The 13710-nt window shown below is 60.3% G+C and carries 11 protein-coding genes; all 11 read right to left on the minus strand.

All coding sequences use genetic code 11. The features are described from left to right. Positions 1 to 331 precede the first annotated feature (331 nt). The 11 genes from KP003_RS10520 to KP003_RS10570 all read right to left on the minus strand — a co-directional run bounded on the left by KP003_RS10520 (position 332) and on the right by KP003_RS10570 (position 13710). Positions 332 to 922 carry a hypothetical protein gene (locus KP003_RS10520; protein ID WP_217299565.1) on the minus strand — a complete coding sequence of 197 codons (591 nt, stop codon included), beginning with the start codon at positions 920 to 922 and terminating at the stop codon, positions 332 to 334. 32 nt (positions 923 to 954) lie between these two features. Further along, positions 955 to 4059, minus strand: a complete 3105-nt coding sequence (locus KP003_RS10525) for an efflux RND transporter permease subunit (RefSeq protein ID WP_217299566.1) — start codon at positions 4057 to 4059, stop codon at positions 955 to 957. Between the two features lie 14 nt (positions 4060 to 4073). Then, positions 4074 to 5315: an efflux RND transporter periplasmic adaptor subunit gene (locus tag KP003_RS10530; protein WP_217299567.1), complete on the minus strand. Its 1242-nt coding sequence runs from the start codon at positions 5313 to 5315 to the stop codon at positions 4074 to 4076. Then, positions 5312 to 6607 (minus strand): TolC family protein, encoded by a 1296-nt coding sequence (locus tag KP003_RS10535; RefSeq protein WP_217299568.1) that lies wholly within the window; start codon positions 6605 to 6607, stop codon positions 5312 to 5314. The genes KP003_RS10530 and KP003_RS10535 overlap by 4 nt, the downstream gene beginning before the upstream one ends. A gap of 114 nt (positions 6608 to 6721) precedes the next feature. After that, positions 6722 to 6961, minus strand: a complete 240-nt coding sequence (locus KP003_RS10540; RefSeq protein ID WP_239027506.1) for a hypothetical protein — start codon at positions 6959 to 6961, stop codon at positions 6722 to 6724. 181 nt (positions 6962 to 7142) lie between these two features. Next, entirely contained in the window at positions 7143 to 7895 is a 753-nt protein-coding gene (locus KP003_RS10545; protein ID WP_217299569.1) for a TerC family protein, read from the minus strand. Between the two features lie 183 nt (positions 7896 to 8078). Beyond that, positions 8079 to 8936: a zinc metalloprotease HtpX gene (gene htpX, locus KP003_RS10550; protein WP_216499034.1), complete on the minus strand. Its 858-nt coding sequence runs from the start codon at positions 8934 to 8936 to the stop codon at positions 8079 to 8081. Between the two features lie 438 nt (positions 8937 to 9374). Next, positions 9375 to 10568 (minus strand): ABC transporter substrate-binding protein, encoded by a 1194-nt coding sequence (locus tag KP003_RS10555; RefSeq protein ID WP_217299570.1) that lies wholly within the window; start codon positions 10566 to 10568, stop codon positions 9375 to 9377. Positions 10569 to 10721: 153 nt separating this feature from the next. Continuing rightward, entirely contained in the window at positions 10722 to 12035 is a 1314-nt protein-coding gene (locus tag KP003_RS10560; protein WP_216499036.1) for an alginate export family protein, read from the minus strand. 156 nt (positions 12036 to 12191) lie between these two features. Then, positions 12192 to 12938 (minus strand): amino acid ABC transporter ATP-binding protein, encoded by a 747-nt coding sequence (locus tag KP003_RS10565; RefSeq protein ID WP_302467693.1) that lies wholly within the window; start codon positions 12936 to 12938, stop codon positions 12192 to 12194. Further along, the gene (locus KP003_RS10570) at positions 12925 to 13710 is read right to left on the minus strand and encodes an amino acid ABC transporter permease (protein WP_217299571.1); all 786 of its coding nucleotides are present in this window, start codon (positions 13708 to 13710) and stop codon (positions 12925 to 12927) included. The genes KP003_RS10565 and KP003_RS10570 overlap by 14 nt, the downstream gene beginning before the upstream one ends.

The raw sequence follows: 13710 nt of genomic DNA on the forward strand, positions 1-13710 counted from the left end.
TTACCGTACGACGAGTCCGCCAGGTTCAGCAAGGACCATCTCCCGGCGCGCAAAAAAAGGTGCCGTGGACGGAGGAGGACTCGACCACGGCACAATAACATGACAACAAGCTGTTTCTAGGGGCTATGACAACCGCACCTCGATGGGGACTGGCTCCGAAGGTGCCTGTCCCCTTTCAATCCTCGCCTACCTCTCGTTTGAGCACTCGTTGTTTTGATCCCGGATGTGGCGCTGTCCCATCGCGGAGCGCGACAGTAACCGCTGTGCTAAAAAAGGCGCCATATCACGAGGAGGAGTGCTATGGCGCAATTACATGACATCGTTGGTATCGTTACATGTCACTCCCATTCAAGACCAGCCGCAACGTCTTGACACCAGCCTGAAAGCTCTCCTTGAGCGGATTACCGACACCAAGCTTCCTGATCGTTGTGCCGTACACCGGCTGAAGGACCAGGCGACTTTGCCGCCCCGCGTTGAGGGTCAACTCTTTGCGGACGGCCACGTCCTCCACCGGGAGTGCGACAACCGCCGTATGCCTGCCCTCTTTTAGCCGAATGGTGCTCTGAAAAAGGTATTTCGTGCCGGTCCCTCCCTCGGGGTCCCCCATGGTCAGGTCTTGCTTTATTTCATTTGCCCTGCTGCCACGCATGCGCATAGACTGTCCGTCGATGTTGACAAGCAGCTCATACGCATCAGTGCCATGAGGATCGGTTGACGAGTAAAAACCTGCCAAGTGCGTCTTCACAACGGCCGATATCTTCAGATCGACGTAGCCTGCGGGAGGGGGGGAATTCTCCTCCTGGACCCTGAAAATATCGACATGGTCGCTATGGTCGCGGCTCGCGATCAACGCTGAGCTTTCAGCGCAGCCAGCAAGTGCCATCACCACCCCAAAGACACAAATAAAGATGTAATGCTTCATAAAGTCCCTCCTTGTGCCGCAGTCTTGACAAGTCATTGAACGTCAGCGTCGACCTTCTTCTCGAACCACCCGTAGACCGACGGGATGATCAGCAACGTCAGCAGGGTCGAGGTTATCAGACCACCGACCACGACGGTCGCGAGAGGCTTCTGGATCTCGGACCCGGTACCCGTTGCCAGCAACATGGGCATGAGGCTGAAGATCGCTATGGAAGCCGTCATAAGGACAGGGCGGAGCCGATCCAAGGCTCCCTTGCGTACCGCTTCTTCAAGACCAAACCCCTCCTCCCGCAACTGGGCAATGCGGGATACCATCACGAGACCGTTCAGCACCGCGACCCCGAAGAGGACGATGAAGCCGACCGATGCGGGCACCGAAAGGTACTGCCCCGAGAGGAACAGCGAGAAGATCCCGCCGATCAGCGCGAAGGGGAGGTTCGAGATCACCAGGAGCGCGAGGCGAATTGATCGGAAGGTGACGTAGAGCAGCAGCAGAATCAGGGCGACCGCCACCGGGCCGATGATCATCAGCCTGTTCATGGCGCGCTGCTGGTTTTCGAATTGCCCGCCCCAGGTGAGGTAGTAGCCGGAGGGAAGCTTGACCTGGTCCTTGATCTTCTGCTTGGCTTCAGCTACGAAGCTCCCGATATCCCGGCCGCTCACGTTCATCTCGATGCCGATCCTTCTCACCCCGTCCTGGCGGCTGATCTGCACCGGCCCCTCCACCATCTTCACCTCGGCCAGTTGGTCAAGAGGTATATTCATGCCGGACTTGGTGGAGATGAGGAGGTTCTGGATCGCCTCCAGTGAATTTCTCTTCTCCTCCGGCAGCCGGACCGTGATGTCGAAGCTGCGGCTCGCCTCGTAGAAGGTGGAAGCGGCCTTTCCGGCCACGGCGATTTCTATCACCTTCTGCACGTCGCTTATGTTGAGCCCATAACGGGCGATTTTGGCGCGGTCGATGGTCACGGTGAGATAGGGCTGCCCGGAAACCTTCTCGGTGTTCAGGTCCGTGCCGCCGCGCACCGTACCCAGGATCTTGGCGATTTCTGCGGACTTGTCGCGCAGCACGTCGAGGTCTTCGCCGAACAGCTTCACGATGAGCTGGGCGCGCGTACCCGCCACCAGTTCGTCGATGCGGCACTGGATCGGCTGGCTGAAGCCGAAGCTTATGCCCGGAATGGTCTCAAGCGACTCCCTCATCTCGTTGGTCAGCTCCTCCTTGGAGATGTCACGCTTCCACAGCTCCTTCGGCTTGAACACGCCGACATACCCGGTCTTGTCAGGCCCGCGGGTGTCGAGGGCGACACCGGTCTGCCCGATGCGTCCCACCACCACGTCCAGCTCGTCGAACTTCTTCAACTTCGCCGTGGCCTGCTGGTTCACCTCCAGCGCCTTCGCCAGGGAGACACCCGGGAGCATGGCGATATCCATATCGAAGGAACCTTCATCCATGATGGGCATGAACTCGGTGCCAAGCCTGGTCACGAGGAACAGCGAGAACGCCAGCAGCCCCCCCGCAACGGCGAGGACGACTTTTCTTTTGTTCAGCGCGTACTCCAGAAGCGGCAGGTACTGCTCCTTGGCGCAGACCATGATCCGGCTTTCCTGCTCCGGCTGCGGTTTCAGGATGATGCTGCAAAGGACCGGGATGATGAAGATGGAGAGGAGCAGCGACGCCAAAAGCGCGATGGCGACGGTGATGGCGAGGGGGCCGAACATCTTCCCCTCGATCCCTTCCAGGGTCAGGATGGGGATGAAGGTGAGCGCGATGATGAGCTCCCCGAAGATGCTCGGCTTGCGCACCTCCATCACGGCCCTCAGTACGGTTTTAAGCTTCGGCTGCCCCTCCCACGCCTCGCTCAGATGGCGCTGCACGTTCTCCACCTGGATGATGGTGGTATCGATGATCATGCCGATGGAGATGGCGAGACCGCCAAGGGACATGAGGTTCGCGGTGATGCCGGTCAGCTTCATCACGATGAAGGTGGCCAGAAGGGACAACGGCAGCGCCATGAGCACCACGATGCTGCCGCGGATGCTGTTCAGGAGGAGATACAGAACCACGAGAACCAGCAAGGCACCCTCGATGAGCGCCTTGTTCACCGTGGCGACGCTCGCCTTGACGATGTCGCTGCGGTCATAGTACGGCACGAGCTTCACGCCCTCGGGGAGCATGTTGCTCTCGTTGATCTCCTTCACCTTGGCGGCTACCCGGGCCACCACGTCGCGGCTGTTTTCACCGCGGAGCATCATCACGATGCCCCCTGCCGCCTCGCCCGAGGCGTCCTTGACCGCGGCGCCCATGCGAACGGCCTCGCCGATTCTTACCTGGGCCACGTCGCGCAGGTAGACCGGTGTCCCCCCCTGCGACTTTAGGACGATATGTTCGATATCCCCGGTGCTCTGGATCAGGCCAACGCCACGCACGATGTACTGGTCGCTGTCGCGCTCCAGCACGTTGCCGCCGACGTTGCTGTTGTTGCTACCGATGGCGTCGTGTACGTCGTCCACGGTGACACCATACTTGAGCAGTTTGTCCGGGGAAACCACCACCTGGTACTGCTTGAAGTAGCCGCCGAAGGAGTTGATCTCGTTGACGCCCGGGACGCTCTTCAACTGCGGGGTGACCACCCATTCCTGGACGGTGCGCAGGTTGGTCAGGTAGGCCCGCTTCGCATCCGGGTCCTGCGGCGCCTTTCCTTCCAGCGTGTACTGGTAGATCTCCCCCATGGCGGTGCCGATGGGGCCCATGGCCACCTCGACCCCCTTGGGGACCTTTTCCCGCGCCTCGGCCAGCCGCTCGAAGACCAGCTGCCGCGCGAAGTAGATGTCGACGTTGTCCTTGAAGACCACGGTTACGATGGACAGGCCGAACTTGGTGACGGAGCGGAGCTGCTCGATATCGGGAAGGCCGCGCATCGCCATCTCGATGGGATAGGTGACATTTCGCTCGATCTCGACCGCCGAGAGCCCGTCCGCATGGCTCACCACCTCGACCTGGATGTTGGTGACATCGGGGAAGGCGTCGATGGGGAGTTTTTGATAGGAATAAAAGCCGAAGACTACGATCACAAGCGCCAGGAAGATGACCATTCCCTTCTGCTTCAGCATGTATGCAACTGTTCTTTCAAGCATGGGTGCTGGTCTCCTTAGTGGTCGTGTCCCGCGATCTCGCCCTTTAGCAACTCTGATTTAAGGACGAAGCCCCCCTTAACGGCCAGCAGTTCGCCTTCCTTGAGACCGGAAAGGACTTCGACCATGCCGCCGGAGGCCCGCCCCAATTCCACCTTGCGCGGCTCGAAAGCGGCGCCACCTTCGGCGACGAAGACGAGCTTTTTCCCTTCCAGCTCCACGATCGCCCCTTCCGGGACGGCCAGAATCGGCGCAGCATCGGCTGCGGTAGCCAGTTCCACGGTGGCGAACATCTCCGGTTTCAGTTTGCGGCCGGGATTGGCGACCTCGACCCTCGCCTTGATGGTGCGGGTCGTCGGGTCGACGACGTCCGCCAGGTAGGTGATGCGGCCACGGAACTTGATCTCTGGAAAGGCGCTAACGACAACGGTCGCGGCTTGTCCCCGGCGCACCTTGGCCGAATCCTTTTCATGGATGTCAACCAGCACCCAGACCGAGGAGAGATCGGCGATGGTGTAAAGACTCTTGGCGGGGTCGGAGAGTTCTCCCACGATGGCGTGCTTCTCGGTAATGACGCCGCCTATCGGTGCGCGCACCGGAAGCAGCGGTCTTCTGTCCCCCTTCAGGTCCGCCGCCGAAACGCCGTACAGGGCAAGACGCTCCTGGTCGGTGTGCAGTTCGGTCTGCACCGTCTTGTAGTCGGTCTCCGCCTGCAGTATCTCCTTCCTTGCCGCGATCTTCTTGTCCACCAGGGCCTTCACGCGCTCCATGTTGGACTGGGCCAGGGCGAGCCGGGTCTTGGACTGGTGGTAGCGGCTCAACGCCTCGCCCAGTTCAACGCTGTCCAGGGTCGCCAGCACCTGCCCTGCCCCAACGCTTTCCCCAAGCGACGCCCGCACCGCCACGATCTTGCCGGAAATGCGCGGCGAGACGTGCGCGATCCGGTCGGCATTGGCCTCGACTTTGCCGGTCGCACTGATCATGCCGGGCATCTGCGTCTTCTTGGCGGGAGCCACCGCCACCCCGCTTTGTTTCTGCACCTCAACGGCCATCTTCACGAGCTTTTCGCCATGCTCGTCGTGCCCCTTCCCTTCCTTCCCCTCGGCGTGGCCGCCCTTCTCTTCTGCGTGCCCTGGTTCCGCATGCTCGCCATGTTCGGCCTGTTCGGCAGCTCCGGGGGTATTGATGAGACGGTAGGCGACGCCGCCACCGAGTGCTATTGCCAGGACCAACCCGATGATGATTCCCTTCTTGTTCACTGCGCACCTCCGTTGATGTCAGCGGCGACTGCCGATTGAAGTCTATTGAAAGCCATCTCCCTGGCATGCAGGGCCGCGAGGTAGTTGTCGCTGACCTCGAAGTATTTCTTCTGTTCCTCGATCACGGCAACAATGCCGACCTCCCCCAGGCGGTAGGCCTCCTGCGTCAGTTTTAGGTTCTCGTCGAGCTGGCCCAGGATGTTCGACCGGTACAGGACCCGTACTTTCTCGGCGTTGACGAGACTCGCGTGGGCCGTCTCCACCTCGCGTTCCACGTTGGCGACCGCACCCTGGAGTCGTACCTCGGCGCTGGAGCGTTTCGCCCGCGCCTCTTGCTGCCCCGCCTTGTTGCTGTCAAAGACCGGGATCGGCATGGAAAGCTTGAGGCCGATGGTGTAGGCGGTTTCCCTCCCCTCGACACTACCGATCTCCATGGACGAGGCGTCGCGACTCACGGCCACCCCGGCGGTGAGGTTGGGGATCCCTTCCGCCTCGGCGAGTGCGACCTCCGCGTCGCTTTTGCCTAGCGTCGCCTGCAGCGCCTTCAGGTCGGGGCGGTTTTGCAGGGCGACCTGCTTCAGGTCAACCACCCCCTTGGCCGGAACATCTTTGGCCTCGAAAGCGCCGCTCAAAGCGGGTGATTCACCCGGGGCAAGAGCCATGAGCGTGAAGAGCTTCGCCCTGCTGTCGAGGAGGCCCCGCTGCAGCGCGATCAGGCTCCCCTCGCTGCGGGTCAGTTCGACCTTCACCAGGTACATCTCCAGCTCAGGGATATCCCCGGCGGCGAGCCGGTCTTCGGCCACCTGGAGCAACTGCCGGTTCAGTTCGATGGCACGCCGCGCCAGGCCTAACCGCTCCTGGGCGAGCAGCACGTCGCAGTAAGCGCCCTGCACCTGCTCTGCGAGCAAGCGCTCGCGGTCGGCCAAAAGCCAGCGGAAGGCCGCCTGGTCGCGCTCGGCCACGGCACGGCGCTTGTTTCGTTTGTCTCCCAGCAGGAACTCTTGCGAGATCCCCAGGGAGAGATTGTTGTCGTCGCTGCTGCCGGTAAGCGCGCCGGTGGCCGCTTCCAGTTCCAGCGTAGGATTGGGGATCACCCCGGCACGAACAGCGGCGGCGTCAAGGACTCCGGCTTCTTTGCGCAAAGAAACCAGCTCGGGGTTGCTGTTGAGCGCCGCTGCGACGGCCTGCTGCGGCGAAACCGGATGGGGCTCGGCAAATACGGGTACGGGTGACAATAGAGACAAGGCGACGGCCACGGCTAGGCGCGCGCCCCTGAAGGCGGTTGTTGCCAAGAAAAACCTCCTGAATACGTTCTTGGAGAGACGAGGAAAATGGGTAGACCACGGCGCGACTACGCCAGGAGGACGGGCTCCGGCAAAGGACGTACTACGGCCGTGAAAGGGGTGTTAGGCGCGTGACTGCGGGGGTACGAACTTGGAGAGAAAAACTTCGGGTATGAAGGTGAAGCGGTCGAAACTTTGGAGGGCGGCGAAAACAGGATTGTAGTCGAGAGAGAAATGCCCAACGCTCAGCGAGACATGGCAGGCGCAGTCACAGCAGAAGTCGCAATCGTCATGGTCGGCGTCCCCCTGCAAGGGGCAGTCGGGGGTGTCGCAGTCGCGGTCGACATGGGAATCTGCCTGCACGCAGTCAGTGACCGCCCCGCAGCGCTCCAGTGCGTGCGCGTTGTCACAGACTCCACTCAGAAAGGTGCAGAAGATCACTGCGAGTAGCAGGAAAGAGAAAATTTTGACAGGAAATAACTTGCGCATGCGTTGGCGAAGATAACGAATAAGTACAGAAAGTGTCAAGACAAAAGGGCGAATGCTATTCGCCCCTCTTCTCAGTGTCAAGGTGCGGCTCATGCAGTTTGACCGGCTTGCCGCGCCTCATCCTCAGGTTCAGCATCTCCACCATGACCGAGAACGCCATGGCGAAGTAGATGTACCCCTTGGGGATGTGCATCCCGAAGCCCTCTCCGATCAGGGAGACGCCGATCAAAAGCAAAAAGCTCAGGGCCAGCATTTTGATGGTCGGGTGTCTTTCCACGAACGTGCTGATCTTGCCGGAGAAGAGCATCATGAAGCCGACGGAGATGACCACGGCGGCAACCATGATGAAGAGCTGGCTGGCCATGCCGATCGCGGTGATGATGGAGTCGAGCGAGAAGACGATGTCGAGGAGCAGGATCTGCACGATGACGGCGCCGAAGGTGGCACCGACCTTCGCCGCGTGCACCACCTCTTCCCCTTCCAGCTTCTCGTGGATCTCCATGGTGCTCTTCCAGATCAGGAAGAGACCGCCCGAGAGGAGGATCAGGTCGCGACCGGAGATCTCGTTGCCGAAGAGGCTGAAAAGCGGGGTGGTGAGCCCCATGAGCCAGCTAAGGGAGAAGAGGAGCGCCACGCGGATGAACATCGCGAGAACGAGGCCAGTGAGCCTCGCCCTCTCCTGCTGGGCCGCGGGGAGCTTGCTGGCCTGGATGGAGATGAAGATGATGTTGTCGATGCCGAGCACGATCTCCAGCGCGCTTAGGGTAACCAGGGCCATCCAGACCTGCGGGTCGGTAAGCCAGTCCATTGTGTCTCCTGTTGTAGGTGCCCCGTCACACGGGGAAACTGTAGGGGCGAATAATCATTCGCCCCCCTTTATCGGGTCATGACCTCTCACGCCACGGTACCGGTCAGGGCACCGGCGGCTGGGCAAATGATTATTTGCCCCTACAGATACCCTCGCCCCCTGGGCGAGGGAGAGTGGCCAATGTTACCGCCGTACCGCCATCTGCTCCAGCCGTGCGATGCGCTCTTCCATCGGCGGATGGGTGGAGAAGAGCTCCATCAGCCCGCCGCCGGTAAGCGGGTTCACGATGAACATGTGCGCCGTCGCGGGGCGCGCCTCCTGCATGGGGAGCGCCTGCGAGGCCATGTGCAGCTTCCTGAGCGCCGAGGCGAGCGCCAGCGGGCGGCCGCAGATCTCGGCGCCGGTGGCGTCGGCCAGGTACTCGCGGGAGCGGGAAACCGCCATCTGGATCAGCATCGCGGCGATGGGTGCGATGATGGCCATGGCCAGCGAACCGACCAGACCGCCGATGCCACCCCCCTCCTCGTCGTCGCGTCCCCCCCCGAACATGGCGCCCCACTGCAGCATGTTGCCGATCATCGAGATGGCGCCAGCGAAGGTGGCAGCGATGGTGCCCACCAGGATGTCGCGGTTCTGCACGTGCGCCAGTTCGTGCGCCATGACCCCTTCCAGCTCCTCGGGGGAGAGGATGCGCAGGATCCCTTCCGTCGCGGCTACCGCTGCGTGGTCCGGGTTACGCCCGGTGGCGAAGGCGTTGGGGCTGTCGGACGGAATGATGTAGACCTTGGGCATGGGGAGCCCTGCGCGCATGGCGAGGTTACGCACCAGGTTGTAAAACATGGGGTGATCGTGCTCGCCGATCTCCTGCGCGCCGTACATGCTCAGCACGATCTTGTCCGAGAACCAGTAGGAGAAGAAGTTCATCCCGAGGGCGAGGACGAAGGCCATCATCATCCCGGACCTGCCCCCGAGGGCTTGCCCCATGGTCACCATGAGCACGGTGAGAAGAGCTAACAGAAATGTCGTTTTCAGTCTTTGCATAACATTTACCTCTACGAGTGTTATGTCCCGAAGGACTTGATTCGGCCGAAGGTAAATAAAAAGACCTTTACCCTCGGCGTAGTTACCAGGATAAAGGTCTTGTTGACAGTTTAACTGCCCCGACTCCGGGTCTTGCGACCGTATTGACGAAGTCCGGGTCGGCCTTTTCTCCGGCCGATAACTACTCCCCTTTAACGATTTGAAATATAATTTTTCCTATGCCAGTTGTCAAGGGCAATCGCAAACCCAAAACGCCGAAGGCAAAGACACAAGACTCAACGCAAAGACGCGGAGTCGCAAAGACGCAAAAGAGACTTTTTGATTTCAACCCGATTCTGCCTTTGCGCCTTAGCGGCTTTGCGTCTTTGCGTTGAAGCTTTGTTTAAAAAAAAACGGCCCCTGCCAAAGCAGGGGCCGTCGGTGCTGCAGAGTCAGGCATTAGTCCATCTTGACGGGTACTTTTGCCTTGAGGACGAACTTGCCGTCCTTGACATACAGGAGGGACAGCGGGCTCTTGATCGGCTCGCGGTTAGCCTGCATGCTGATGGTGCCGGAAACGCCTTCGAACTTCTTGGTCTGAGCCAGAGCGGTCTTGAAGACTTTCGGGTCAACGCTGTTGGCGCGCTTCATGGCGTCGGCCAGCAGCATTACAGCGTCGTAGCCCTGGGCGTCAAACAGGCCGGGGAGCTCGCCGTTGTGCTTGCCTTTGAACACCTCGATGAATTTGGCGGTAGCCGGAGCTGCCTGCTCGGTGGAGAAGCCGAGAGCGGACATGGAGCCTTCTACGGCCGGGCCGCCCAGCTCGATGAATTTCGGGGAGAACAGGCCGTCGCCGCCGAACATCGGAGCCTTCAGACCCTGCTTGCGGGCCTCTTTCATGATGAGGGCGCCTTCGGTGTAGTAACCGGAGAACAGGATGACGTCCGGCTTCTTGCCCTTGATGTTGGTGATCTGGGCGGAGAAGTCCTTGTCGCCGTCTTTAACCTTCTCGTCGGCAACGATCTTGATGGACGGAACCTTGGCGGCCGCGTCGCGGAAGGTCTGGGACAGACCGACGGAGTAGTCGTTGTTGTCGGAGGTGATGATGGCCACCTTCTTGAAGCCGAGGTCTTTCGCGAAGTACTCGATGCACGCCGGAATGGCGATGGAGTCGAGCAGGGTGTCGCGGAAGATGAAGTCGCCCACTTCGACGACGCCCGGGCCGGTTGCGCCTGCGGAGAGGAGCACGACGCCTGCTTTCTGCGCGATCGGAGCGGCAACCTTGGTGATGCCGGTGGTCGGGTCGCCAACGATGGCGGTGACGTTGTCGCGGGAGATGAACTTCTGGGTGACAGAAGCGCCTTCCTGTTTGTCGCCACGGTTATCGGCTTCGACGATCTCGATCTTCTTGCCCTGGATGCCGCCGGCAGCGTTGATCTCGTCGGCAGCCATCTTCATGCCTTCCAGGGTCGGCTTGCCGAACATGGCGACGTCGCCGGTGAGGGCGCCGAGGAAGCCGATCTTGATGGTGTTGCCGGCCGGAGCGGCGGCCGGAGCAGCGCCCTCTTTGGCCTCTTCTTTCTTCTTGCAGCCGAATGCACCGACTGCGAGCATCGCTACGAGCAGCAATGCGCTGATCTTCTTAAAGCTCATGCAGACTACCTCCTTGGGTTTGATTGATCACATTGTTAGGTCCAGCTTCTACACGTCAACAGATTCTAATTGTCACTACTCGATTGTCAAGACAGTGGCACTGAAATTCCCCTCTCCGGCTCAGTTCAAGCCGGAGAGGAAAATGTATCTGTCTTAGAAGTTGTACTTGGCAATGAGCTTTGCATCCCAAAGGTTGTCAGCATCTTCGCCAGCGCTGATGCCTTTGAAGTGGTCGCCGAGGAAGAGGTAGCCGGCGCGGGCGCCGAGGGTCACGTTTGCGGTCAGCTTGTAGTAAGCTTCGGCGTTGATCTCGGTGCCGAGGTACTTGCTGTCGCCGTTGGCGCTGCGAGCCTGGAGGTCCTTGGCGACGGCAGCGAAGCCTGCGTTGGCGCTGGCGGATACCTTGTCATTGAAGGTGTAGTCGTAGCCGAGGGTGCCCATGATGACGCCTTCGTTGTTGTTGTTAACGTCATAGATGATGGCGTTGTCGATGGTGGTCGCGTACTTGTCGCGGCCCAGCATGATCATCTCGGAATCGTAGAACTGGCCGCCTTCGGTGAAGCCCCTGTCGGAGGCGGGTACGTACCAGGCGTTCTTGCCGCCGGAAACGTAGATGAACTCGGTACGGGCGGTGCCGCCTGCCAGCGGCATCTTGGCGCCGACGTTAAAAGCGTAACCTTTGGCATCTACATCGGTGGTGATCTCGCCTGCCTGCTTGGCGACGAAGGCGTTCACGGACACCGGACCGAAGTTGCCGGCAGCGTTCACGCCGAAGGTGTGAACCTTCGCGTCAGGGAACACGGTGTACAGACCGGGGGTGTGCTGGTCGCGAATGAAGTAGTAGGCAGCACCAACGGAGAGATCCTTGCTGATGTTGTACTTACCGTCGAGGGAGTACATGTCGAAGGTGTTCTTGCCGAGCACGTCCTGGCCTGCCTTGCCGCCATCGGCGGAGTCATGGAAACGGAAGTAACCGGCTGCAATGCTGGCGTTGGAGTAGTCGTGGGAGAGAAGCACACCGGCCATGTCGGCGTCGAACAGGATCCCTTTGAAGGAGTCGTTGTACGGCTGCATACCGATCTTGGCGTTGACCTGCGGGTAGTTCAGGTCGAGATAGATGTGCTTGGTCTCCATGTTGACGGTGTCGGCGCCGAGAGCACCGCCGCCCCCACGGGCATTCTCGTAGGAGCTGTTGCCCCAGAAGTTGTAGTCGAACTCGAACTTGGTGACCAGTTTGACATGGTCGTCAGCCTTGGCGGTGTAGCCGAGGCGGAGACGCTGCACGAAGTAGTTTGCGGTCGGAGCATCCTTCGCGATGATGTTGGTACCCGCGAAGTTGCCGTTGTCGAAGAATGCGGTGAATGCGCCATTGAACTGGTTCTCGAGAGCGAGAGCGGAGCCTGCGGATGCTGCGGTCAGTGCGGTTGCGATGGCTACTACTAACAGCTTCTTGTTGCTTTTTTTCATGTACTTCCTCCTCGTGTGTAGTAATTGCATTACAGCGTTTTTGAGACTGTGTTGCCCGGTTAAACTGAGAAGAACCGTATCCCCCCTTTCGTGGTACTGAATGAAAAAAACGCAGATACAGAACTGGCCCCTACTGACGCAGGGGCCAGCGATAAATTACAATATCTGGCTCAAAAACAACTTGGCGCGCTCGTGCGTGGGCGCGGTGAAGAAGTGCTCTGGAGTGCCCTCCTCCACGATGCGCCCCGCGTCCATGAAAATGACGCGGTCGGCCACCTCGCGCGCGAAACCCATCTCGTGCGTGACCACGGCCATGGTCATACCGTCCCTGGCGAGATCCTTCATGACGTCGAGCACCTCCCCGATCATCTCGGGATCGAGAGCGGAGGTCGGCTCGTCGAACAGCATGAGCTTCGGGTCCATGGCGAGCGAGCGGGCGATGGCCACGCGCTGCTGCTGGCCGCCGGAGAGCTTGCCGGGATACGACTTCGCCTTGGCGGCGAGCCCGACGCGCTCAAGAAGCATCATGGCCTTCTCCTCGGCCTCCTGCTTCGAGCGCTTGCGCACCACGGTCTGGGCGAGCGTGAGGTTTTCCAGCACGGTCTTGTGCGGGAACAGGTTGAAGGACTGGAACACCATCCCCACCTCCTCGCGCACCTTGGTGATATCGGTCTTCGGATCGTAGAGGTCCATGCCGTCCACGACGATGGTGCCGCGGTCGATCTCCTCGAGACGGTTGATGGAGCGGAGCAGCGTCGACTTTCCGGAACCGGAAGGACCGATGATGACCACCTTCTCGCCGTCGTAGATATCCAGGGAAACCCGGTCCAGGGCGCGGAAGGAGCCGTAGACCTTGATGATCTCTTTCGCCTCTACCATTTTCCTGCGGCTATTTGTTGACACTGACACGCTCCTCCATTACGCCGATGATCTTCGAGAAGAACAAGGTGATGATCAGGTAGATCAGGGCGATGACCGTGTAGGTCTCAAAATAGGTGAAGGACTCGGAGGCGTACTCGCGGCCGCGGCGCAACAGGTCGGCTACGGCGATGATGGAGACCAGCGATGAATCCTTCAAAAGGGCGATGAACTCGTTGCCCACCGGCGGGAGGATCACCTTGACCGCCTGGGGGAGGATGACGTGGATCATGGTCTGACGGCCGTTCATCCCCAGGGAGAGGGCCGCCTCGCGCTGCCCCTTGGCGATCGACTCGATCCCGGCGCGCACCACCTCGCCCATGTAGGCGCCGTAGCAGACGGCCATGGCGATGATGGCGGAAAGGATGGCGGGGACCTTCACGATGGTGCCGAGGGCGTAGTAGATGTAGAAGATCTGCACCAGCAGCGGGATACCGCGAATGATTTCGACGTAAAGGGATGCGACGCCGTTGAAGAAGCGGTTCTTGGAGATCCGGCCCAACCCGGTTACGAGGCCGATGACGATGGCCAGCAGTATCGCCCCGAGGGTCACCTTGAAGGTCACCGCGATGCCGTCGGGAACGAACTTGATAATGTTGAGGTACGGGTCCGGCTTGCTCCAGACCAGGTAGCCAATGGTGCCGATGGCGCCAAAGAACGCTATGCGCCAGGCGGTGAACAGGCCGCGGTCGCTTTTACGGGGAATGGCTGCGCCGTCCCCTACGTCGATAATCTGCTTTTTTGCTTCAGTACTCAT

This window comes from Geomonas diazotrophica (assembly GCF_019063885.1).
In the GTDB taxonomy this organism is placed as follows: Bacteria; Desulfobacterota; Desulfuromonadia; order Geobacterales; family Geobacteraceae; genus Geomonas; species Geomonas diazotrophica.

What these genes read in the sequence shown, in the direction of transcription:
- KP003_RS10520 (WP_217299565.1), bottom strand. Translation starts at nt 922, where the DNA reads ATGAAGCATTACATCTTTATTTGTGTCTTTGGGGTGGTGATGGCACTT.
- KP003_RS10525 (WP_217299566.1), bottom strand. Translation starts at nt 4,059, where the DNA reads ATGCTTGAAAGAACAGTTGCATACATGCTGAAGCAGAAGGGAATGGTC.
- KP003_RS10545 (WP_217299569.1), bottom strand. Translation starts at nt 7,895, where the DNA reads ATGGACTGGCTTACCGACCCGCAGGTCTGGATGGCCCTGGTTACCCTA.
- htpX (WP_216499034.1), bottom strand. Translation starts at nt 8,936, where the DNA reads ATGCAAAGACTGAAAACGACATTTCTGTTAGCTCTTCTCACCGTGCTC.
- KP003_RS10555 (WP_217299570.1), bottom strand. Translation starts at nt 10,568, where the DNA reads ATGAGCTTTAAGAAGATCAGCGCATTGCTGCTCGTAGCGATGCTCGCA.
- KP003_RS10560 (WP_216499036.1), bottom strand. Translation starts at nt 12,035, where the DNA reads ATGAAAAAAAGCAACAAGAAGCTGTTAGTAGTAGCCATCGCAACCGCA.
- KP003_RS10570 (WP_217299571.1), bottom strand. Translation starts at nt 13,710, where the DNA reads ATGAGTACTGAAGCAAAAAAGCAGATTATCGACGTAGGGGACGGCGCA.